This window comes from Streptomyces arenae (genome assembly GCF_022343545.1).
GTDB lineage: Bacteria > Actinomycetota > Actinomycetes > Streptomycetales > Streptomycetaceae > Streptomyces > Streptomyces humi.
Window position 1 is genome coordinate 59,433 of sequence record NZ_JAKQYH010000089.1, and the last position, 22,233, is coordinate 81,665.

Consider the following 22,233-nt stretch of genomic DNA (forward strand, 5'->3'; position numbering starts at 1 on the left):
ACGGCAGCAACCCGGCCCGAGCTATGGCAACAACCCCGCCCGAGCCACGGCAGCAGCCCCGCCCGGGCTACGGCAGCAGCCCCGTCCGACGAGCCGCCGACACCGCCTCCCCCCGGGTGTGCGCGCCCAGCTTCCGCATCGCCGAGCGCAGATAGCCCTTGACCGTCTCCGGCCGCAGCCCCAGCCGCTCGGCCACCGCCGCGTTGGTCGCACCGGCCGCCACCCAGGCGAGGACGTCCAGTTCCCGGGGTGCCAGGGCGGCCCCGGAGCCCGGCGCCGAGGTCGTCAGCAGCCCGCAGGCCGCGAGCAGTTCCGCCCGCAGCCCGGGATCGATGATCCGCGGTGCCAGCGCCCGCAGCGCCGCGTGTGCCTCCCGTACCTGCTCCCAGGCACCCCCCGGATCCGGCACGGCGGCGGGTTCCGGCCGCGCCGCCGCCAGCAGCCCCCGGGCCTCGTCCTGGACGACCAGTGCCTGTTCCACGTCCCGGGCCGCGGCCACCGCCGCGCCGAGCGCGCGGTCGCCGAGCGGCTGGGCGGTGCGCAGCGCGCCGTAGAGCACGCCCCGCACCCGGCGCCGTACCACCACCGGCACCGCGAGTACCGAGCGGATGCCCTCGGCGGCCACCGGGATGTCGTACTCGTGGCTGATCTGGCGGGACTCGGAGTAGTCGGTGACCGCGCACGGGCGGGCCAGCGCCACCGCCTTGCCGCCCAGGCCGTTGCCCGAGGTCACCGCGAGGGAGCGCAGGGACGCCGTGTGGGTGCCGCTGAGCTCGCTGATCCGCACCCGAGGCCGGCCCGCCTCGACCAGCCCGCCGAACGCGATCGGGAGTCCGGTGGCACGCCGGAGTCTGGCCAGCGCACCGCGTATCTCCACCGCCCCCGCGACCTCTGCTGCCACCTGAATTGCCCCTTCGACCCCGGCCCGGTGCTGTCCACACCCCCGTTCGGGGGTAGTGAGACCTGCATCACGGATTACACGATGCCAGAGAGCCGCCCGGCAATGGTCCGGTACTGAAGGAGACGCGTATGACGAGTGCGACGGAGGACTTCCGCAGGGCACGGGACTTCCTGCTGGAACACCGCACGGACTACGCCACCGCCTACGCGGGTTTCGAATGGCCGCGTCCTGACCACTTCAACTGGGCGCTCGACTGGTTCGACGTCATCGCCGAGGGCAACGACCGCACCGCCCTGCACATCGTGGAGGAGGACGGCACCGAGACGAAGCTGTCCTTCGCCGAGCTGGCCGAACGCTCCGACCGGGTGGCGAACCACCTGCGCGCGCGGGGCGTCGAGCCCGAGGACCGCATCCTCGTCATGCTCGGCAACCAGGCCGAGCTGTGGGAGACCGCCCTCGCCGCGATGAAGCTGCGTGCCGTCGTCATCCCGGCGACCCCGCTGCTCGGCCCGGCCGACCTGCGCGACCGCGTCGACCGGGGCCGGGTGAAGCACGTGATCGTACGCACCGAGGACGCGGCCAAGTTCGACGAGGTGCCGGGGGCCTACACCCGGATCGCGGTGGGCGGGGTGCCGGTGGCGGGCTGGGAGCCGTTCGAGGACGCGTACGTCGCCGCCGCCGGTTTCGTCCCGGACGGCCCGACCCTCGCCGACGACCCGCTGATGCTCTACTTCACCTCCGGCACCACCGCCCACCCCAAGCTGGTCGAGCACACCCACACCTCGTACCCCATCGGGCACCTGGCCACCATGTACTGGATCGGCCTCAAGCCCGGCGACGTGCACCTGAACATCTCCTCGCCGGGCTGGGCCAAGCACGCCTGGTCGAACCTGTTCGCGCCGTGGAACGCGGAGGCGACGGTCTTCATCCACAACTACTCGCGTTTCGACGCGGGCCGGCTGATGGCCGAGATGGAGCGGCACGGCGTGACCTCCTTCTGCGCCCCGCCGACCGTGTGGCGGATGCTGATCCAGGCCGACCTCGGCCGGCTCGGCACCCCGCCCCGGGAGGTCGTGGCCGCCGGTGAGCCGCTCAACCCCGAGGTGATCGAGCAGGTCCGGCGGGCCTGGAACGTCACCGTCCGGGACGGCTTCGGGCAGACGGAGACGGCCGTACAGGTCTCCAACAGCCCGGGGCAGACGCTGAAGACGGGTTCCATGGGGCGCCCCAGCCCGGGGTACCGGGTGGAACTGCTGGACCCGGTGTCGGGCGCGCCGGGGGCGGCGGAGGGCGAGATCGCCCTCGACCTGTCGGCGCGGCCGGTGGGCCTGATGACCGGCTATCACGGCGACGCCGACCGTACGGCGGAGGCGATGGCCGGCGGCTACTACCGCACCGGGGACATCGGCTCCCGGGACGAGGACGGCTACATCACCTACGTCGGCCGCGCGGACGACGTGTTCAAGGCGTCCGACTACAAGATCAGCCCGTTCGAGCTGGAGAGCGCGCTGCTGGAGCACGAGGCGGTGGCCGAGGCGGCCGTCGTGCCGGCGCCGGACGAGCTGCGGCTCGCCGTGCCCAAGGCGTACGTCGTCCTCGCGGCGGGCTGGGAGCCGGGCCCGGACACGGCGAAGGTGCTCTTCGAGCACTCCCGGCAGGTCCTCGCGCCGTACAAACGCATCCGCAGGCTGGAGTTCGCCCCGCTGCCCAAGACCGTGTCCGGCAAGATCCGCCGGATCGAGCTGCGCGAGGCCACCGCGGCGGGCTCGGCCGAGGAGTACCGCGAGGAGGACTTCCGGTGACCTCCGACGAACTGTCGTACACGCACGGCACCAGCGGCACCGTCCTGCTCGGCGACACGATCGGCGCCGACCTCGACCGGGCCGTGGCCGCCTGGCCCGACCGCGAGGCGCTCGTGGACGTGCCCTCCGGGAGGCGCTGGACCTACGCCGAGTTCGCCGCCGACGTGGACCGGTTGGCGTACGCGCTGCTCGCGAGCGGGACCGCCAAGGGCGACCGGGTGGGCATCTGGGCGGTCAACTGCGCCGAGTGGGTGCTGGTGCAGTACGCCACCGCCCGGATCGGCGCGATCATGGTCAACATCAACCCCGCCTACCGCACCCACGAGGTCGAGTACGTCCTCAACCAGGCCGGGATCTCGCTGCTGTTCGCCTCCCTCAGCCACAAGACCAGCGACTACCGGGCGATGGTGGAGGAAGTGCGGGGCCGTTGCCCGCAGTTGCGGGAGACGGTGTACATCGGTGATCCCGGCTGGGACGCGCTGACCGCCCGCGGCACGGCCGTCGCCCGGGAGGAACTACCCGCCCGCGCAGCCGAGTTGTCCTGCGACGACCCGATCAACATCCAGTACACCTCGGGGACGACGGGCTTCCCGAAGGGGGCCACCCTCTCCCATCACAACATCCTCAACAACGGTTACTTCGTCGGGGAGTTGGTCTCCTACACCGAACAGGACCGGATCTGCGTCCCGGTGCCCTTCTACCACTGTTTCGGCATGGTGATGGGGAACCTCGCCGCCACCTCGCACGGCGCCTGCATCGTGATCCCGGCGCCGTCCTTCGACCCGAGGGCCACCCTGGAGGCGGTCCAGCGGGAGCGCTGCACCTCGCTGTACGGGGTGCCGACCATGTTCATCGCGGAGCTGAACCTCCCCGACTTCGCCTCCTACGACCTCGCCACGCTGCGCACCGGCATCATGGCGGGCTCGCCCTGCCCGGTCGAGGTGATGAAGCGGGTGGTCGCGGAGATGCACATGGCGGAGGTCTCCATCTGCTACGGCATGACGGAGACCAGCCCGGTCTCGCTCCAGACCCGCATGGACGACGACCTGGAACACCGCACGGGCACGGTCGGCCGGGTGCTGCCGCACCTGGAGGTCAAGGTCGTCGACCCGGCCACCGGGGTGACGCGACCCCGGGGCGAGGCAGGGGAGTTGTGCACCCGCGGCTACAGCGTGATGCTCGGCTACTGGAACGAGCCGGAGAAGACGGCGGAGGCCGTCGACCCCGGACGCTGGATGCACACCGGCGACCTGGCGACGATGCGGGAGGACGGGTACGTCGAGATCGTCGGCCGGATCAAGGACATGATCATCCGGGGTGGCGAGAACGTCTACCCGCGCGAGATCGAGGAGTTCCTCTACGGCCACCCCGGGATCCGCGACGTCCAGGTCGTCGGCGTCCCGCACGAGACGTACGGCGAGGAGGTCCTGGCCTGCGTCATCCCGCACGACCCGGCCGCCCCGCCGACCCTGGAGGACCTGCGCGCGTTCTGCGCGGGCCGCCTGGCCCACTACAAGGTGCCGACCAGGATCCAGATCCTGGAGAACTTCCCGATGACGGTCTCGGGCAAGGTACGGAAGATAGAACTACGGGATCGGTACAGCACCCCGTAAGGGCCAGCGCCCCGTAGGGGCGCGGGGAACTGCGCGACCAGCCCACACGCACCGGCAGATCCTCACGCACCTGACGCACGCAGCTCATCGGCGACCCCGTTCACCGCCTGCGGCGTCCCCGTGAGGTCCAGCACGAACAACGGCACCCTCAAGGCGTCGGCCTGCTCACGCGCATCGTCGGCGTACCCCGCGAGGGAGAAGTACACGCACCCCGAGTCCTCCGTCATCGCCGTCAGCCACAGGCACTCGACGTCCCGTCGCGAGGCCGCCCGCACGGTCGGGTCCACCTGGGCCACCAGACCGCGCGCGGCCAGCCCGATCCCGGACGGCGGCCGCTGGTCGGCGCGGCGGATGTCCCGGTACCCGAGCCAGCGCAGGTAGAGCGCGGCGGCCGTGACCGCGTCCCGGGCGGTGCGGATCGTCACGGGACGGAAGGCGGCCCGCGGTTCGGGATCGGGACCGGGCGCGGACACGGTGCCGGCGACCGGGACCCGCAGCACCGCTCCGCACGGGCAGCCCACCTCCGGCCGCGGCCACTGGTCCCGGCGGCCGCAGGAGCCGCAGCTCACCGTCACCCAGTCCGCGTCCCAGTCCCGGTGCGCCACCGCCGTCGCCTCGGCCGTGCCGTCCAGGCTCGGGGTGACCGGCGCACCGCAGGCGCAGGGGTACGAGGGCGCGGTGTAGACGTGCTCGCGCCGACAGGCCGGACAGCGCACCGGCACGCTCTCGGACATGGCCCCACCTCAGGCGTCGCGTCGGTTCAGCCGTCCCATGGTGCCCCGGTCGGGGCCCGGTTGTCCCTCTCTTGACGACGTTCGCCCCTCGACCTACATTGATTCCAGATAGTAGAAGTAATTTTCCACAATGCGGAATTCCGCTCACCGCGGGGCGCGACGGGAGCAGGCATCCGACAGTCGAAAGCAGGAGTTCTCGATGGCTCGTATGACCGCTGCCCGCGCGGCAGTTGAGATCCTCAGGCGCGAGGGCGTCACCGACGCGTTCGGGGTGCCCGGCGCGGCGATCAACCCCTTCTACGCGGCGCTCAAGGCCTCCGGCTCCATCACCCACACCCTCGCCCGCCATGTCGAGGGCGCCTCGCACATGGCCGAGGGCTACACCCGCGCCCGCCCCGGCAACATCGGCGTCTGCGTCGGCACGTCCGGACCGGCGGGCACCGACATGATCACCGGCCTGTACTCGGCCACCGGCGACTCCGTCCCGATCCTCTGCATCACCGGCCAGGCCCCGACCGCGGTGATCCACAAGGAGGACTTCCAGGCCGTCGACATCGCCGCCATCGCCAAGCCGGTGACGAAGATGGCGGTCACCGTGCTGGAGGCCGCCCAGGTGCCCGGCGTCTTCCAGCAGGCCTTCCACCTGATGCGCTCCGGGCGCCCCGGTCCGGTCCTCATCGACCTGCCGGTCGACGTCCAGCTCACCGAGATCGAGTTCGACCCCGAGACGTACCAGCCGCTGCCCGTCTACAAGCCCGTCGCCTCCCGCGCCCAGATCGAGAAGGCGCTCGGGATGCTCAACGCGGCCGAACGCCCCCTGATCGTCGCCGGCGGCGGGATCATCAACGCGGACGCCGCCGAACTGCTCGTCGAGTTCGCCGAGTTGACCGGCACCCCGGTCGTCCCGACCCTGATGGGCTGGGGTGTGCTCCCCGACGACCACGAGCTGAACGCCGGCATGGTGGGCCTGCAGACCTCCCACCGCTACGGCAACGCGACGTTCCTGGAGTCCGACTTCGTCCTCGGCATCGGCAACCGCTGGGCCAACCGGCACACCGGCCGGCTGGACGTCTACACGGCCGGCCGGACGTTCGTCCACGTCGACGTCGAGCCGACCCAGATCGGCCGGATCTTCGCACCGGACTACGGCATCGCCTCCGACGCGAAGGCGGCACTGGAGCTGTTCGTCGAGGTGGCACGCGAGTCGAAGGCGGCGGGCGGGCTGCCCGACCGCGCCGCCTGGGCCGCCTCCGCGCAGCAGCGGAAGGCGACCCTCCAGCGCCGTACCCACTTCGACGACATCCCGATCAAGCCGCAGCGCGTCTACGAGGAGATGAACAAGGCGTTCGGCCCGGAGACCCGGTACGTCTCCACGATCGGCCTCTCCCAGATCGCCGGCGCCCAGCTGCTGCACGTCTACGGGCCCCGGCACTGGATCAACTGCGGCCAGGCGGGCCCGCTCGGCTGGACCATCCCGGCCGCGCTGGGCGTCGCCAAGGCCGACCCGGAGGCGTCCGTCGTCGCCCTCTCCGGCGACTACGACTTCCAGTTCATGCTGGAGGAGCTGGCGGTCGGCGCGCAGCACCGGATCCCGTACGTGCATGTGCTGGTCAACAACGCCTACCTGGGCCTGATCCGGCAGGCCCAGCGGGCGTTCGACATCGACTTCCAGGTCAAGCTGGAGTTCGAGAACATCAACTCGCCCGAGCTGGGCGTCTACGGCGTCGACCACGTCAAGGTCGCCGAGGGCCTGGGCTGCAAGGCGATCCGGGTGCTCGACCCCGCGGACCTGGGGCCGGCCTTCGAGCAGGCCAAGAAGCTGGCGGCGGAGCACCGGGTGCCGGTCGTGGTGGAGGCGATCCTGGAGCGGGTCACCGACATCTCCATGTCGACCACCAACGACATCTCGAACGTGGTCGAGTTCGAGGAACTCGCCACCGAGCCGGGCCATGCGCCGACGTCGATCAGGACGCTGAAGGTCTGAGCCGGCGCGGGCGACGCAGACGACGGGGGGCGGCCCGTCCGAGGGATGGGCCGCCCGCCGTGCGATGCCGGTGACACGGGGCCCGCCGCCCCCGTGCCGGCGGGCTCCGTGTGCGCTGAACATGCCCGCCGACCGCGGCGGTTGGAACATGCTGAACGACGTTCAGAGCATAATTTGAGCATCGGCCGGTGCGTTCGTCCCGCTACGTCAGGGTTCGGGGTGCTCGGACAGCCCCGGCCAGTCGTCGGGGCCGCCGCCCTGCCACTCGATGAGGTCGCTCTCCTCGACCTCGATCCGGTCCAGGTCGGCCATCCGCAGGATCTCGATGACGTCGTCCAGATGTGAGGCGATCCCCAGGGTCACCGCCCCCTCGGTGACCCGGCGGGACCCGTCCAGGGCGGGCGCGTGCACGACGATGCGGGGGAACTCCGTCGGTGGGTGTGCTGCTGTCATGTCTCAAGGCTCCTGCGGCCGGGACGCGAACGCACGCCGAAGCGCCGGACACGGGTGGTGCCCGTGTCCGGCGCACGTCATGGCTGGGACCGCGGCGGGTGCGACGGAGTCCGGTGTCCTTCCCTCTGGCCGGGAAGGGCGTCCGGTTCCTTCACCACCGCACTGGCTCGCACACCGCCGCGGTCCTCGCCCCGCCCGCGCACCGGTCCGGGCGGCCACCCCTCAGCGGGGCCGTCCGGCGGTCACGGGCCGCCTGTGTGCTCAGTCCCGGCCGCGGCCGGACTGGGCGTCGACGATGCGTCGAAGTGGTTTCCGGGCGGCGCCACCGCCTGGGCGCGACAGGACAGATGTCAGCGGTGACGCCGCCCGGAAGTCTCAGGGCGGCGCTCAGACCGGCGCGCCGGACAGGCGCTCGACCGCGCGCAGCAGCGCGGAGTGGTCGAGGCCGCCGTCGCCCTGCGCGCGCAGCGAGGCGACCAGCTGCGCCACCACGGCACCGACCGGCAGGGCCGCGCCGACGGTGCGGGCCGCGTCGGTCACGATGCCCATGTCCTTGTGGTGCAGGTCGATGCGGAAGCCCGGCCTGAAGTCGCGGTTCAGGAAGTTGTCCTTCTTCCGCGTCAGGACGGTGGAGCCGGCCAGGCCGCCGTTCAGCACGTCCAGCGCGGCCGCCAGGTCCACGCCGGACTTCTCCAGGAAGACCACGGCCTCGGCGCACGCCTGGATGTTCACGGCGACGATCAGCTGGTTGGCCGCCTTCACGGTCTGGCCGGAGCCGTGCGGACCGCACAGCACGATGGTCCGGCCCAGCGCCTCGAAGATCGGCTTCGCGTGGTCGAAGTCGGCCCGCTCGCCGCCGACCATGATGGACAGCACGCCCTCGACGGCGCCCGCCTCACCCCCGGACACGGGCGCGTCCAGTACCCGCAGGCCCTGGTCAGCGGCCGCCTTCGCCAGGTCGACGGAGGTCCCCGGCGTGATGGACGACATGTCGATGAGCAGGGCGCCGGAGCGGGCGTTCGCGAGGATGCCGTCCGGGCCGTAGGCGATGGCCTCGACCTGCGGCGACGCGGGCACCATCGTGATGACCACGTCGGCGTCGCGGACCGCCTCGGCGATCGAGGCCGCCGCGGTGCCGCCCGCCGCGGCCAGCCGGTCCAGCTTGTCCTGCTCCAGGGTGAAGCCGGTGACGTCGTAACCCGCCTTGAGGAGGTTCTCGGACATGGGGGAGCCCATGATGCCGAGACCTATCCAGGCGATCTTGGGAAGGGTGCTCATATCGGTGGTGCCTCTCTGACTGCTCGGCGGGGTCGGGGAGTTCAGCGCGCTGTGCGCGGGAGCCAGTCGAAGGCCTCGGCACTCGGGCGGTCGCCCGCCTTGTACTCCAGGCCGATCCAGCCGTCGTAACCGGCCTTCCGCAGCCGCTCGACGAGGTCCTCCAGGGGGAGGGAGCCGGTGCCGGGGGCGCCGCGGCCCGGGTTGTCGGCGATCTGCACATGGCCGGTCCTCGGCGCGTACCGCTCGATCACCGCCGGCAGGTCCTCGCCGTTCATGGACAGGTGGTAGAGGTCCATCAGGAAGCGGGCGTTGCCGAGCCCCGACGTCTCGTTCACCTTGTCGACGACCGCGACCGCGGCCGGCGCCGACACCAGCGGGTACCGCGGCGACTCCGGCGCGTTGAGCGCCTCGATCAGCAGGGTCGCGCCGTTGCGGTCGGCCGCCTCCGCCGCCAGGACCAGGTTCTCCAGGGCCAGCGCGTCCTGTTCGGCCGGGTCCACGCCGGGCACGCGGTTGCCGTACAGGGCGTTGAGCGACCGGCAGCCCAGGGAGCGGGCGAAGCCGGCCGCCACGTCGATGTTGGCGCGGAACCGCTCGGACTCCGCGCCCGGCACCGACAGGGCGCCCCTGTCGGGTCCCGGCAGCTCACCGGCGTAGAAGTTCAGGCCGGTCAGCCGGACGCGCGCGGCCGTGATCGCCTCGCGCAGCGCGTCGAGTTCGGACCGCTCGGGCGTGGGGGTCTCCACCCAGGGCCACCACAGCTCGACCGCGGTGAAGCCGGCCGCGGCGGCGGCCGCGGGGCGCTCCAGGAGCGGGAGCTCCGTGAAGAGGATCGACAGGTTGACGGTGAAGCGCTGCTCTGCGGCTGTGCTCCATTCAGAACCCGGCATGGGGGCCGACGCTCCCTTCCGTTCGCTCGTAATTCCGTATTGTGGAAGTTGACTTCTGCTTAACGGAAGACTGCCTGTCGTCGGCGAGGGATGTCAAGAGCGCCCGCGCAAAACCCGCGCCCTACCCTGAAGACATGGCCCGGTCCAACGACGAGGTCGCCGCGCTGCTCCAGGAGTACGCCGACCTGATCTCGATCACCGGCGGAGACGCCTTCAAGGCGCGCGTCTACGAGAAGGCCGCCCGTTCGGTCGGCGGTCACCACGCCGATGTCGCCGCTCTCGACCTCAAGGGGCTCCAGGAGATCCCGAACGTCGGGAAGTCGATCGCCCAGAAGGTCCGCGAGTACCTCGGAAGCGGCACCGTCGCCGCCGTCGAGGAGCTGCGGTCCAGGATTCCGGACGGGGTCCGCCGGCTCACCGCCATCCCCACCCTCGGCCCGAAGAAGGCGATGGCCGTCTACGAGGAACTGGGCGTCTCGTCGGTGGCGGAACTCGCCGACGCCATCCGCGACGAACGGCTCCGCGACCTCAAGGGCTTCGGGCCGAAGACCGAGGAGAACATCCTCCACGGCATCGAACTGCTGCGCGCCTCCGGCGGCCGGGTGCACATCGACGTGGCCATGGAACTGGCCGAGGACATCGTCCGGGTGCTCTCCGCGGTGCCCGGCTGCGAGCGCTGCGCCCACGCCGGCTCGCTGCGCCGGATGCGGGAGACCATCGGCGACATCGACATCCTCGCGGCGGCCGAGGAGTCGGCGCCGGTCATGAAGGCGTTCACCGGGCTGCCGTACGTCACCGAGGTCATCGGACAGGGCGGGACGAAGACCTCCGTGCGGACCAGCCAGGGTCTCGACGTCGACCTGCGGGTCGTACCGCCGCACTCGTGGGGCGCGGCCCTCCAGTACTTCACCGGCTCCAAGGCCCACAACATCCGCACCCGCGAGCGGGCCGTGCACCAGAAGCTCAAGCTCTCCGAGTACGGCCTCTTCGACGTCGAGAGCGGCGAGCGGATCGTCTCCGGGACCGAGGAGGAGGTGTACGAGCGGCTCGGCCTGCCCTGGATCCCGCCGGCCCTGCGCGAGGACCGCGGGGAGATCGAGGCCGGACTGCGCGACGAACTGCCCGAGCTGGTCGCCGAGGACGATCTACGGGGCGACCTGCACACCCACACCGACCTCACGGACGGGCTCGCACCCCTGGAGGAGATGGCCGAGGCCGCCGCGGCGCGCGGCTACGCCTATTACGCGATCACCGACCACGCGCCCGACCTGGCCATGCAGCGCATGACCGACGAGCGGATGCTGGCCCAGCGGGAGCGGGTGCGCGCACTGGACGGCACCTACCCCACCAAGGGCCGGCGCGGCGGGCTGCGGCTGCTGCACGGCACCGAGCTGAACATCGGCCCGGAGGGCGAGGTGGACTGGCCGGACGACTTCCTCGCCGGGTTCGACCTGTGCGTGGCCTCGGTGCACTCGCACTTCGGACAGAGCCGCGAGCAGCTGACCCGGCGGCTCGTGCGGGCCTGCGAGAACCCGTACGTGAACATCATCGGCCACCCCACCACCCGCATCATCGGCAAGCGCCCGGGCATCGACGCCGACCTCGACGCGGTCTTCGCGGCCTGCGCCCGCACCGGCACCGCGCTGGAGATCAACGCCCACCCGGACCGGCTCGACCTGCGGGACGAGGACATCCTGCGGGCCCGCCGGCACGGCGTGCGGTTCGCCGTGAACAGCGACGCCCACGCCGTCCCGCACCTCGCCCACATGCGGTACGGCATCGGCACCGCCCGGCGCGGCTGGCTCACCGGGGACGACGTGATCAACACCTGGCCCGAGCGGCGGCTGCGGAGCTTTCTGCGCAAGGGCCGGTGACCCGGGAAGACTGCCCGAAGAACCGTGCCGCGCGTTAGGTTGAGCCCGTGCGATTGAGAGTGGAGTTCACGACCGAGCCCTTCGACCTCGACGAGGCCCCCGCGCACGCGCTGGTCGCCCGGGACGTCATCGAGGGCGCGCAGCTGGACGCGGTGGACGTCGGGCCGTTCGGGAACACGGCGGAGGGCGGCTCCGAGGCCGTGCTCACCGCCGTGGACGCGCTGCTGCGCAGGGCCCTGGAGGCCGGGGCCACCCGGATCTCGCTCCAGGTCAACGTGGTGGGGGAGGGCGGCGACAAGTGACCGGAAGCGCGGACGAGCCCTTCATCACGGCCGTGAAGCCGCTGGTCGACGCCATGGGCGGGGAGATGCTCCCGCCCGACGAGGCGGGCGCCGACGACGTCGTGCTCGCCTGGGCGGGCGTCGACGTGGTCGCCGTACGGCTGCCGCAGCTCGCCGACTCGCTCGACCACATCCTGGCCGCCATGGAGCGCAAGCAGGGCAAGCCGCTCGCCGACCTGGACCGCAAGGCCAAGCAGGAGGTGGTGCGCGTCCTGGAGGCGCGGGGCGCCTTCTCGGTCCGCCATGGCGTGGAGACGGTGGCGAGCGCGCTCGGCGTGAGCCGCTTCACCGTCTACAACTACCTGAACCGCGACAAGGAGAGCTGAACCGCGCGGAGTGGTTACGCGGAATTTTCAACAAAGTGTTGACTCGGTGTTCCGGAGGGCGTTAGCTGACCGCAGCCCGTTCAGCACGAAGGCCGCCCACGGCCACGGAGGCTCCCGTGACGTCGACTTCCACGCCCCCGGGTCTGGCCCGGTTCAACGCTCTGGAGGAGCACGCGGCCCTGGCCGTCCTCCACGAGGCGTGCGCCTCCACGGCCTGGGCCCGGCAGCTGCTCGCCGAGCGCCCCTACGCCGCCCCCGAGGCCCTCTACGCCGCCAGCGACGCCGCCATGGCCGAGCTGACCACGGAGGACCTGGCGGAGGCCATGGCCGGACACCCGCCCATCGGGCGCCCGAGGCCCGGCGACCCGACCTCGGCCCGTGAGCAGTCCGGCATGGCCGGCGCCGCCGACGGACTCAAGGCGGAGATGCTCGAACTCAACCTGGCCTACCAGGAGAGGTTCAGCCATGTCTTCCTGATCTGCGCCACCGGCCGCAGCGGCGAGGAGATGCGGGACGCGGTCAGGGAGCGGATCGGCAACCCGCCCGAGCGGGAGCGGGAGATCGTCCGCACCGAGCTGGGCAAGATCAACCGTATCCGGCTGGCCCGACTCGTCGAAGAGGACGCCTGACACCATGAGCACCAGCACCACCGCCTCCGTGTCCACCCACATCCTGGACACCAGCGCCGGCCGCCCCGCCGCGGGCGTCGCCGTCCGGCTCGCGGCCCGCACCGGCCACGGCGCGGACTGGCAGGCGCTCGGCGGCTCCGCGACCGACGCGGACGGCCGGTGCAAGGACCTTCCGGACCTGCCGGAGGGGACGGCACACGTACGGCTCGACTTCGCCGTGGAGCCGTATCTCACCCATCAGCAAGCCGATGCGCAGCAGGACGCCCCCGCGAACCGGGACAGCGGACCGGCCGTGTTCTTCCCGGAGGTGGCGGTCACGTTCGCCGTCGTGCCGGGCGAGCACTACCACGTACCGCTGCTGCTCAACCCGTTCGGCTACTCCGTTTACCGAGGGAGCTAGCAGACACATGCCCATCCTGGGACAGAACCAGTACGGCAAGGCCGAGAACCGGGTCGTGAAGATCACTCGGGACGGCGCCACCCACCACATCAGGGACCTGAACGTCTCCGTCTCGCTCTCCGGCGACATGGACGAGGTCCACTACTCCGGCTCCAACGCCAGCGTCCTGCCGACCGACACCACCAAGAACACGGTGTACGCGTTCGCCAAGGAGCACGGCATAGCGTCGCCCGAGCAGTTCGGCATCCACCTCGCCCGGCACTTCGTGACCTCGCAGGAGCCGATCCACCGGGCCCGGATCCGCGTCGAGGAGTACGCCTGGGAGCGGATCGAGCACGCCGGGAAGGGCGCGCACTCCTTCGTCCGCAAGGGCCAGGAGACCAGGCTCGCCCAGATCACCTACGACGGCACGTCGTGGGAGGTCGTCTCCGGTCTGAAGGACCTCGTCGTGATGAACTCGACCGACTCCGAGTTCTGGGGCTACGTCAAGGACAAGTACACGACCCTGCCCGAGGCGTACGACCGCATCCTGGCCACCGAGGTGTCCGGCCGCTGGCGGTTCAACTGGACCGACGACGAACAGCGGATGCCCGACTGGGACGAGTCCTACGAGCAGACCAGGAAACACCTGCTCCAGGCCTTCGCCGAGACGTACTCCCTCTCGCTCCAGCAGAGCCTCTACCAGATGGGCTCGAGGGTCATCGACCACCGGGACGAGATCGACGAGATCCGCTTCTCGCTCCCGAACAAGCACCACTTCCTGGTCGACCTGGAGCCGTTCGGCCTCAAGAACGACAATGAGGTGTACTACGCCGCGGACCGGCCCTACGGCCTGATCGAGGCGACCGTCGTCCGGGACGGCTGCGAGCCGCGGATCCCGGTGGACCTCAGCAACCTCTGAACCACCCTTTCGGCACCCGTGGCCGGGGAACTCGGCTCCCCGGCCGCGGCACTCAAATCCCCAGGGTCCTGCCGTGCCCCCTTAACGAGTCCACTGAGCGAAAAGGACGAAACCATGGCAGCAGACCGGCGCATCGTCATCGAGAACTGTGCCATCGCGACCGTCGACGCCCACGACACCGAGTACCCGGACGGACACGTCGTGATCGCCGGCAACCGCATCGAGTCCCTCGGCGCGGGCCCGGCCCCCGAGGGCCTGGCGGACGTCGAACGCCGCATCGACGCCACCGGACACCTGGTCACCCCCGGCCTGGTCAACACCCACCACCACTACTACCAGTGGATCACCCGGGGCCTCGCCACCGACCACAACCTCTTCGACTGGCTGGTCGCCCTGTACCCGACCTGGGCGCGCATCGACGAACCGATGGTGTACGCGGCGGCGCAGGGCTCGCTCGCGATGATGGCCCGGGGCGGGGTCACCACCGCGATGGACCACCACTACGTCTACCCGAAGGACTCCGGCGACCTGTCCGGCGCGATCATCCGCGCCGCCCACGAGACGGGCGTCCGCTTCACCCTCGCCCGCGGCTCCATGGACCGCAGCGAGAAGGACGGCGGCCTGCCCCCGGACTTCGCCGTCGAGACCCTCGAAGGCGCCCTCACCGCCACCGAGGCGACCGTCAAGGAGTACCACGACGACTCCTTCGACGCGATGACCCAGGTGGCCGTCGCGCCCTGCTCCCCGTTCTCCGTCTCCACCGAACTCCTGCGCGAGGGCGCCGAGTTGGCCCGCCGCCTCGGGGTAAGGCTGCACACCCACGGCTCGGAGACGGTCGAGGAGGAGAAGTTCTGCCACGAGCTGTTCGGCATGGGGCCCACCGACTACTTCGAGTCCACCGGCTGGCTCGGCGAGGACGTCTGGATGGCGCACTGCGTCCACATGAACGACTCCGACATCGCCGCGTTCGGGCGCACGAAGACCGGTGTCGCCCACTGCCCGTCGTCCAACGCCCGGCTGGCGGCGGGCATCGCCCGGGTGCCGGACATGCTGGCGGCGGGCGTCCCCGTGGGACTGGGCGTCGACGGCACCGCGTCCAACGAGTCGGGCGAACTCCACACCGAGCTGCGCAACGCGCTGCTCGTCAACCGCCTCGGCGCGCACCGGGAAGCGGCCCTGACCGCCCGCCAGGCCCTGCGCCTCGGCACCTACGGCGGCGCCCAGGTCCTGGGCCGGGCGAGCCAGATCGGCTCCCTCGAACCCGGCAAGCTCGCCGACCTGGTCCTCTGGAAGCTGGACACCCTCGCCCACGCCTCCATCGCCGACCCGGTGGCCGCCCTGGTCCTCGGCGCGGCCGCGCCGGTCACCGCCTCCTTCGTGAACGGCCGTCAGATCGTCGCGGACAACCGGCTGCTGCACGTGGACGAGGACCGGATCGCCCGCTCCACCCGCGCCGAGGCCCAGCGGCTGGCGCGCCTGGCCGGCCGGTAACCGCACCGCCGGTCACGTCACCTGAGCTCCGACCGGGAGGGACGGCTCCCGGTCGGTGGCCGTGGACCCCCGCGGTTCCACGGCAGCCGTCTCCCGGGCGCGCGCTTCCTCGCGCGCGCCCGGGAACGGCACCCGTCCTCCTCTCGGGTCCCGCACGACCTGGATTCACGCACCACCTCCCTGACACCCGCGCCAGAGCCGCCGCGTAACCGACCGGAGGAGAGCCGCTGTGCAAGAAGTGCATCCCGTCGACGAGAAACTCCCGCCCCTGAAAATGGCGACCACCGGCCTCCAGCACGTCGCCGCCATGTACGCCGGAGTCGTCGCCCCGCCCCTGATCGTCGGCGCCGCCATCGGCCTCACCGGCACCGAACTGACCTTCCTGACCGGCGCCTGCCTCTTCACCGCGGGCCTCGCCACCTTCCTCCAGACCCTCGGGATCTGGAAGATCGGCGCCCGGCTGCCCTTCGTCAACGGCGTCACCTTCGCCGGTGTCGCCCCCATGACCGCCATAGCCGCGTCCACCCACGACAAGTCCGACGCCCTGCCCGTCATCTTCGGCGCGGTGATCGTGGCGGGCCTCCTCGGCTTCCTCGCCGCCCCCTTCTTCAGCAGGGCGGTGCGTTTCTTCCCGCCGGTCGTCACCGGGTCGGTCATCACGCTGATCGGCCTCTCGCTGCTCCCGGTGGCCTTCGGCTGGGCCCAGGGACCCGACCCCACGGCGCCCGACTACGGCTCCGCCGAGTACCTGGGCCTGGCCGCGGCGACCCTCGTCGCCGTCCTGCTGCTGCGCCGGTTCACCAGGGGTTTCGTCAAGCAGATCGCGGTACTGATCGGCCTGGTGGCGGGCACCCTGGTCGCGATCCCGTTCGGCGTCACGGACTTCGCCCCGGTCGCGGACGCCGGCCTCGTCGGCTTCCCCACCCCCTTCCACTTCGGCGCCCCGCAGTTCCAGCTCGCCGCGATCCTCTCCCTGTGCGTGGTGATGGTGGTCTCGATGACCGAGTCGACCGCGGACATGCTGGCGCTGGGCGAGATCGTGGAACGCCCCGCCGACGAACGGACCATCGCGGCCGGGCTGCGCGCCGACACCCTGGGCTCGGCGATCAGCCCGCTCTTCAACGGGTTCATGTGCAGCGCCTTCGCACAGAACATCGGCCTGGTCGCGATGACCCGGATCCGCAGCCGCTTCGTGGTCGCGGCCGGCGGCGGCTTCCTGGTGCTGATGGGCCTGTGCCCGGCGGCCGCCTCGCTGATCGCGGTCGTGCCCCGCCCGGTGCTGGGCGGCGCGGGCGTGGTCCTGTTCGGTTCGGTGGCGGTCAGCGGCATCCAGACGCTGGTCAGGGCGGGTCTCGACCAGGGGGACAACATCCTGGTGGTCGCGGTCGCGCTGGCCGTCGGCATCGTCCCGATCACCGCGCCGGACTTCTACCACGCCTTCCCGGAGACCGCCCGGATCGTCCTCGACTCGGGCATCTCGACAGGGTGCGTGACGGCCGTACTGCTGAACCTGGTCTTCAACCACCTGGGCCGGCGGCCCGCGTCGGCGCGGGGCGCGGCAGCGGCCGCCGTGCCCCTCCCGTCCCCCCAGTCGATCCCGTGACCGAGGCGCGGACCGCCTGGCACGGGGTGGTGGCCGGCAGCCGCCCGGTGAAGTAGGAGCGGGGCGGCACGCCCATCAGGGTGCGGAAGTCGGCCGTCATGTGCGACTGGTCGAAGTAGCCGGTGGCGGCGGCCAGTTCGGACCAGCGGGCGCTGCCCGCCCGGCTGGCCACCGCGCGGACACGGTCGATCCGGGCGTAGTGCTTGGGGGAGACACCCACCCCCTCGGTGAACAGGTTCCGCAACTGCCGTTCGCTCACGGCCAGTTCGCGGGCCACCTCACGCACCCGCGCGGGCGCCCGGTCCATCCGTACCGACAGCGCGGCCACGCCCGCGCGCAGCAGCGCCGTCCGGGCCGGATCCGCCTGCTCGGCGAGCAGGCCGGGCAGCACCTCGGCGATCCGTGGCAGCGCCTCCAGCGGATCCAGCCACCGCACCGCACGCGCGAACCGGTGTGCCGCCGCGCCCGGCAGACGGTCCAGCGGCACCACCCGGCCGACCAGCCCGGCGGCCGCGACTCCCAGCAGGGGCACGGCCGTTCCCGGTGCGAGGCGCAGCTCCACACACGCGATGTGCCCCTTCCCCTCGTGGTAGGTGGCGCGCACCCGCGGCCCGACCGCCAGCACGTCACGCCGTCCGTCCCCCGTCACCCGCAGCACCACCTTGGTCACCGCGTCCGGCAGCTGCACGAACGTCCCCTCGGGCGGCTCGGCGAAGGACATGGTCCGCACCCCGGCGATCCAGGGGCGCAGCGCCTCGGGTGCGGTGGGAAGCGGCTCGGTGGTGGTCATCGGCACCCCTCCACCGTAAGCGCCCGGCACGGTCGTCCGGGCGGTCCGGCCGTGCCGGAATTTCCAAGAGCCGGGCGGCCCGGCGGGCCCACCGTGGACGGCATGATTCTGGTGACGGGTGCCACGGGCACCATCGGGAGCGACGTCGTACGACAGCTGGCCGCGCGGGGTGCGAAGGTGCGCGCGCTCACCCGGGACCCGGCGAGGGCCCGCACGCCCGCCGGGGTGGAGGCGGTCCGCGGGGACCTCACGGACCCGGAGTCCGTGGCCGCCGCGCTCGCCGGGGCGACGGCCGCCTTCCTGCTCCGGCCGCCCGGTCCCGACGCGGGGGAGGACGCGGCACTGGTCACGGCGGCCCGGGCGGCGGGCGTGCGGCGGCTCGTGAAGCTCTCCGCCATCGGCACCGGGGACACCGCCGTCGGGCCCTCCGCGCTCTGGCACGTGGCGGGCGAGCGGGCGCTGCGGGAGAGCGGGGCCGAGTGGACGGTGCTGCGGCCCTCCTCGTTCGCCTCCAACACACTGACCTGGGTCCAGGCGCTGCGGGCGGGCGAGCCGGTGCCCAACATGACCGGGGACGGCGCGTCGGGCGTGATCGACCCGCGCGACATCGCCGAGGTGGCGGTGCGGGCCCTGCTCGACGCCGGGCACGCGGGACGGACGTACACCCTGACCGGTCCCGAGGCGATCAGCGTCCCCGGCCAGGCCGCCGTCCTCGCCGAGGTCCTGGGCCGCCCGGTCCCGACCCGGGACCTGACCCCGGACGGGACGCGCGACTTCCTGCGCACCGCCTGGGGCATGGACGGCTCCCGGGCCGACGGGGTGCTGAGGGGGGTGGCGTTCGTCCGGGCCGGCGGCAACGCGGTGGTCACCGAGGACGTGTCCCGGGTGCTGGGCCGGCCGGCCCGGTCCTTCCGGACCTGGGCCGAGGACAACCGAAGCCTGTTCGAGGCGGGGTGAGGGCGACCGGAGCCTGTTGGGGGCGGGGTGAGGCTCACTCGGGGTCCGGGCGGAGCGTGACCGCCGCCAGCGCCAGGGCCGTCGCCGCGATCACCGCCGCCACCCGGAACGCCAGCCGATAGCCCTCCGCCGTGGCCGGCACCAGCTCGGTACCCCGGTGCAGCAGCCCGCCGGTGTGGCTCGCCGCGAGCGTGGACAGGACGGCCAGCCCCAGCGAACCACCCACCACCTGCGTGGAGTTGAAGAGACCGGAGGCCAGTCCGGCGTCCTCCGGGCGGGCGCCGGACATGGCCAGCCCGGTGAGCGGGGGCATCGCCGCGGCGAACCCGGCCGCCATGAGCAGCATCGGCGGCAGCACGTCGGCCGCGTACGAGCCGTCGGCGGGCGCCCGGCTCAGCAGGGCCATCCCGACGGTGATGAGCACCAGTCCGGCGAGCAGCACCCGGTACCCGCCGAACCGGCCGGTGAGGCGCGCCGACAGCCCGAGCATCAGCACGCCGATCGCGAGCGGCGCCGGCAGGAAGGCCAGCCCCGTGTGCAACTCCCCGAAACCCAGGACGCGTTGGAGGTAGAGCGCGCCGAGGAACTGGAAGCCGTACATCGTCGCGACCATCAGGACCTGCACGCCGTTCGCGCCGCTCAACACCCGGGAGCGCAGCAGCCGCAGCCGCAGCAGCGGGCGGTCGGCCCGTGCCTGACGGACGGCGAACGCCACGAGGAGCGCGAGGGCGAGGGCGGCGAGCCCGGCGGTGGCGGCCGGGCCCCGGTCGCCGGCGCCGACGATGACGTACACGGTGAGCATCAGCGCGCCGGTGACCAGGGCGGCGCCCGGCCAGTCCGCGCCGGCGCCGAGCCCGGCGCCGGAGTCGCGGGCCAGGACGCGCAGTGCCGCCAGCCAGGCGGCCACCCCGATCGGCAGGTTGATCAGGAAGATCCAGTGCCAGCTCAGCGCCTGTGTCAGCGCCCCGCCGAGGAACGTGCCGAGGGTGGCGCCCACCGCCCCCACCGCACTGAACACCGCGATGGCCCGTGCCTGTTCGCGCGGCTCCGGGTAGAGCGCGACCAGCATGCCGAGGACCACCGCCGAGGACATCGCCCCGCCGGCGCCCTGTACGGCCCGCGCCGCGATCAGCGCACCCTGGTTCGTCGCCAGCCCGCAGACCACGGAGGCCGCGGTGAACACGGCGAGCCCGGCCGCGAACATCCGCCTGCGCCCCAGCAGATCACCCAGACGGCCGAACAGCAGCAGCAGACCGCCGAACGGGATCAGATATGCGTTCACCACCCAGGCCAGCCCCGGACCGCTGAAGCCCAGGTCGCGTTGGACGGCCGGCATCGCCACCGTGACGATGGTGCCGTCCAGGATCGTCATCAGCGCACCCGCGCACAGCACGGCGAGGGACGCCCGGCGCGGGTATGTTCGGACAGGAGTCACCGGTGCGGCCGGTGTGCCGGTCATGCTCGACATGGCCTTCTGGCCTCCGTAATCGCCCTGGAAGTCGTCAGGGACACCAACAGGAACCGATCGTGCGCAAGGTGCACGACTTGTAACGGGGTTCATGGTGAGTGACCATCGGAGGACGGCGTAAGGAGGCAGTTCGATGTCCCAGAGGAACACCGGTGTTACCACCCAGGTGGTGAACGCCCACGCGTGCCCGGTCCGCGAGGTTCTTGACAGGGTGGCCGGCAAATGGAGCGTGCAGATCCTGGTCGCGGCCGCGCACGGCCCGATCCGCTTCACCGAACTGGAGCGCGGTATCGAGGGCATCAGTCGGCGGATGCTGGCCCTCACCCTGCGCAACCTGGAGCGCGACGGGCTGGTGACCCGCACCGTCCATCCGACGGTGCCGCCCAAGGTGGAGTACGAACTCACCCCGGTGGCGGTCGAGTTGCACGAGACGCTGCTGAGGCTGACCGACTGGGCCGAGCGCAACCGCGAGTACGTCGCCGAGGCGCGGGCGGCCTACGACGCCGAGCACCAGCCGGAGCTGCTCGACGCGTAGGCCGGCGGGACGGGGCCCGGACTTCGCGAGCCCGGACCTCAGAAGCCGAACAGCTCCGGCTCCTTGGCGAGTTCCCGGAAGATCTCGCTCGGATCCGTGACCAGCTTCCGGGCCCTCAGGTCCAGCAGTCCGCCGACCGCCTCGATCTCGGCTGCCTGCGTGCCGTCGGCCTTGACGATCGACTGGAGCACCCGGAAGGTCTTGCCGCCGCTCCAGTCGAACGCGCAGGTCACATCGACCTCGTCACCGGCGAGCAGCTCGCGTTTGTACCGGATGGTGGTCTCCAGGGCCACCGGACCCACCCCCCGGCCGACCAGCTGGGCCTGGGTGATCCCGGCGGCCTGGAGCAGCGACCACCGGGCGTGCTCGGCGTAGTTGATGTACACCGCCTGGTTCAGATGGCCCTGGACGTCGGTCTCGTAGCCACGGACCGTGACGCGGACGGAATACGGTTCGCTCACGACTTCCCCTTCTCGTGTACGACTTCTCGTGTACGACGCACTGATCCTTTGCCGGCATCCTGGCACGGGCGTCACACCCGGCGTGGCGATGCCAGCAGATAGCGCGTTCTGGTCCGGGGTTCGGTGTACTCGCCGGTCTGCCAGCCCGCCCCTTCCAGAGTGGCCGCGCACGCCCGCAGCGCCTCCGCGTCCGGCGCGTACACGGCGACCGCCTCCGGCTGCGGGGTGGCCCGGACCCGGTAGCCGGGGCCGCCCGGTCCCTCCGGCGGGTGTCCGGCCGCCTCCAGGGCGAGCGCGGCGGCCCGCACCAGGTGCGTGCGCTCCCAGCCGCAGGGCCGGTCGGTGGCGCCGTCGGCGTTGGTCATCCGGCGCAGTTCGAGCAGGCCCTGCCAGGCGCTGTGCACCTCACGGGCCCGGGCGGGCCCGGTGTCGGCCCGTTCCTCCCCGCCGACCCGTGCGGCGAACCCGCCGTCCGCGGGCGCGGGCTCCGCGTCGGCCCGGGGCTCCGCGGCCTCCCGGGTGCGGTGTCCGGCGGAGGTCAGGAAGTGGTCGTGCGGCGGCCGCGGGTGCCGGAAGGCGAGCCCGAGCCTCACCAGCGCCGCGAGCTGCGCCTCCGTGCCCCGCAGCCGCCCGGTGACCGGGTCGGCGGCGTCGATGACCCGCCGCTGCGCGGCGGTGGGCGGCCGGCTCACGGCGTACTCCTCTCCGACGTCGACCCGCACGGGCCGCACGGATCCACACCCCGAAGGCTACGACCCCCCACTGACAACCAACGGCCCCCTGCCCCCGGCCGACCCCGGAC

General features: G+C 72.1%; 22 protein-coding genes. 13 read left to right on the forward strand and 9 right to left on the reverse strand.

Annotated elements, in window-relative coordinates; translation table 11 throughout:
- Window positions 1-67: 67 nt before the first annotated feature.
- Window positions 68-901, reverse strand: coding sequence for a helix-turn-helix transcriptional regulator (locus tag MB828_RS41665; RefSeq protein ID WP_301652706.1), 834 nt, complete (start codon window positions 899-901; stop codon window positions 68-70).
- A gap of 128 nt (window positions 902-1,029) precedes the next feature.
- Here MB828_RS41665 and MB828_RS41670 point away from each other — a divergent pair, with 128 nt between their 5' ends.
- Both MB828_RS41670 and MB828_RS41675 read left to right on the forward strand, forming a co-directional pair.
- The gene (locus MB828_RS41670) at window positions 1,030-2,703 is read left to right on the forward strand and encodes an AMP-binding protein (protein WP_301652707.1); all 1,674 of its coding nucleotides are present in this window, start codon (window positions 1,030-1,032) and stop codon (window positions 2,701-2,703) included.
- Complete coding sequence (locus MB828_RS41675) at window positions 2,700-4,316, forward strand: AMP-binding protein (protein WP_301652708.1); 1,617 nt, start codon at window positions 2,700-2,702, stop codon at window positions 4,314-4,316. Before MB828_RS41670 ends, MB828_RS41675 begins: the two co-directional genes overlap by 4 nt.
- 62 nt (window positions 4,317-4,378) lie before the next feature.
- Here MB828_RS41675 and MB828_RS41680 read toward each other — a convergent pair whose 3' ends face one another.
- Window positions 4,379-5,050, reverse strand: coding sequence for a hypothetical protein (locus tag MB828_RS41680; protein ID WP_301652709.1), 672 nt, complete (start codon window positions 5,048-5,050; stop codon window positions 4,379-4,381).
- A 199-nt stretch (window positions 5,051-5,249) separates the two neighbouring features.
- Here MB828_RS41680 and gcl point away from each other — a divergent pair, with 199 nt between their 5' ends.
- A complete protein-coding gene (gene gcl, locus MB828_RS41685; RefSeq protein WP_301652710.1) occupies window positions 5,250-7,034 on the forward strand; it encodes a glyoxylate carboligase in 1,785 nt (594 codons plus the stop codon).
- Between the two features lie 207 nt (window positions 7,035-7,241).
- On the opposite strand, the gene MB828_RS41690 is transcribed toward gcl, so the two are convergent.
- The 3 genes from MB828_RS41690 to MB828_RS41700 all read right to left on the reverse strand — a co-directional run bounded on the left by MB828_RS41690 (window position 7,242) and on the right by MB828_RS41700 (window position 9,655).
- Entirely contained in the window at window positions 7,242-7,487 is a 246-nt protein-coding gene (locus tag MB828_RS41690; protein ID WP_046726847.1) for a hypothetical protein, read from the reverse strand.
- A 387-nt stretch (window positions 7,488-7,874) separates the two neighbouring features.
- Window positions 7,875-8,765, reverse strand: coding sequence for a 2-hydroxy-3-oxopropionate reductase (locus MB828_RS41695; RefSeq protein WP_301652711.1), 891 nt, complete (start codon window positions 8,763-8,765; stop codon window positions 7,875-7,877).
- A gap of 41 nt (window positions 8,766-8,806) precedes the next feature.
- On the reverse strand, window positions 8,807-9,655 hold the full coding sequence (locus tag MB828_RS41700) for a TIM barrel protein (RefSeq protein ID WP_301652712.1): 849 nt from the start codon (window positions 9,653-9,655) through the stop codon (window positions 8,807-8,809).
- A 134-nt stretch (window positions 9,656-9,789) separates the two neighbouring features.
- On the opposite strand from MB828_RS41700, the gene polX reads away from it, so the two are divergent.
- From polX to MB828_RS41740, 8 genes are all read left to right on the forward strand, one after another.
- A complete protein-coding gene (polX, locus tag MB828_RS41705) occupies window positions 9,790-11,529 on the forward strand; it encodes a DNA polymerase/3'-5' exonuclease PolX (protein ID WP_301652713.1) in 1,740 nt (579 codons plus the stop codon).
- A 47-nt stretch (window positions 11,530-11,576) separates the two neighbouring features.
- Complete coding sequence (locus MB828_RS41710; protein WP_133026375.1) at window positions 11,577-11,831, forward strand: hypothetical protein; 255 nt, start codon at window positions 11,577-11,579, stop codon at window positions 11,829-11,831.
- Window positions 11,828-12,196: a helix-turn-helix domain-containing protein gene (locus tag MB828_RS41715; RefSeq protein WP_133026374.1), complete on the forward strand. Its 369-nt coding sequence runs from the start codon at window positions 11,828-11,830 to the stop codon at window positions 12,194-12,196. The genes MB828_RS41710 and MB828_RS41715 overlap by 4 nt, the downstream gene beginning before the upstream one ends.
- A 116-nt stretch (window positions 12,197-12,312) precedes the next feature.
- A complete protein-coding gene (gene uraD, locus MB828_RS41720; protein WP_301652714.1) occupies window positions 12,313-12,825 on the forward strand; it encodes a 2-oxo-4-hydroxy-4-carboxy-5-ureidoimidazoline decarboxylase in 513 nt (170 codons plus the stop codon).
- Window positions 12,826-12,829: 4 nt separating this feature from the next.
- Window positions 12,830-13,225 carry a hydroxyisourate hydrolase gene (gene uraH, locus MB828_RS41725; RefSeq protein WP_301652715.1) on the forward strand — a complete coding sequence of 132 codons (396 nt, stop codon included), beginning with the start codon at window positions 12,830-12,832 and terminating at the stop codon, window positions 13,223-13,225.
- 7 nt (window positions 13,226-13,232) lie between these two features.
- The gene (gene pucL, locus MB828_RS41730) at window positions 13,233-14,126 is read left to right on the forward strand and encodes a factor-independent urate hydroxylase (RefSeq protein WP_301652716.1); all 894 of its coding nucleotides are present in this window, start codon (window positions 13,233-13,235) and stop codon (window positions 14,124-14,126) included.
- A gap of 114 nt (window positions 14,127-14,240) precedes the next feature.
- Complete coding sequence (locus MB828_RS41735; protein ID WP_133026370.1) at window positions 14,241-15,617, forward strand: 8-oxoguanine deaminase; 1,377 nt, start codon at window positions 14,241-14,243, stop codon at window positions 15,615-15,617.
- 274 nt (window positions 15,618-15,891) lie between these two features.
- Entirely contained in the window at window positions 15,892-17,220 is a 1,329-nt protein-coding gene (locus tag MB828_RS41740; RefSeq protein ID WP_301652758.1) for a nucleobase:cation symporter-2 family protein, read from the forward strand.
- On the opposite strand, the gene MB828_RS41745 is transcribed toward MB828_RS41740, so the two are convergent.
- Window positions 17,135-18,010, reverse strand: coding sequence for a helix-turn-helix domain-containing protein (locus MB828_RS41745; RefSeq protein ID WP_301652717.1), 876 nt, complete (start codon window positions 18,008-18,010; stop codon window positions 17,135-17,137). The two genes, MB828_RS41740 and MB828_RS41745, sit on opposite strands and share 86 nt — an antisense overlap.
- Before the next feature lie 102 nt (window positions 18,011-18,112).
- On the opposite strand from MB828_RS41745, the gene MB828_RS41750 reads away from it, so the two are divergent.
- Window positions 18,113-18,967 carry an SDR family NAD(P)-dependent oxidoreductase gene (locus MB828_RS41750; protein WP_430381505.1) on the forward strand — a complete coding sequence of 285 codons (855 nt, stop codon included), beginning with the start codon at window positions 18,113-18,115 and terminating at the stop codon, window positions 18,965-18,967.
- Between the two features lie 34 nt (window positions 18,968-19,001).
- On the opposite strand, the gene MB828_RS41755 is transcribed toward MB828_RS41750, so the two are convergent.
- Complete coding sequence (locus tag MB828_RS41755; RefSeq protein ID WP_430381506.1) at window positions 19,002-20,435, reverse strand: MFS transporter; 1,434 nt, start codon at window positions 20,433-20,435, stop codon at window positions 19,002-19,004.
- Window positions 20,436-20,568: 133 nt separating this feature from the next.
- Between MB828_RS41755 and MB828_RS41760 the strand changes: the two genes are divergently transcribed.
- Window positions 20,569-20,970, forward strand: coding sequence for a winged helix-turn-helix transcriptional regulator (locus tag MB828_RS41760; RefSeq protein WP_301652719.1), 402 nt, complete (start codon window positions 20,569-20,571; stop codon window positions 20,968-20,970).
- A gap of 38 nt (window positions 20,971-21,008) precedes the next feature.
- On the opposite strand, the gene MB828_RS41765 is transcribed toward MB828_RS41760, so the two are convergent.
- Window positions 21,009-21,431, reverse strand: coding sequence for an acyl-CoA thioesterase (locus MB828_RS41765; protein ID WP_133026366.1), 423 nt, complete (start codon window positions 21,429-21,431; stop codon window positions 21,009-21,011).
- Between the two features lie 71 nt (window positions 21,432-21,502).
- Complete coding sequence (locus MB828_RS41770; RefSeq protein WP_133026365.1) at window positions 21,503-22,123, reverse strand: hypothetical protein; 621 nt, start codon at window positions 22,121-22,123, stop codon at window positions 21,503-21,505.
- Between the last annotated feature and the right edge of the window lie 110 nt (window positions 22,124-22,233).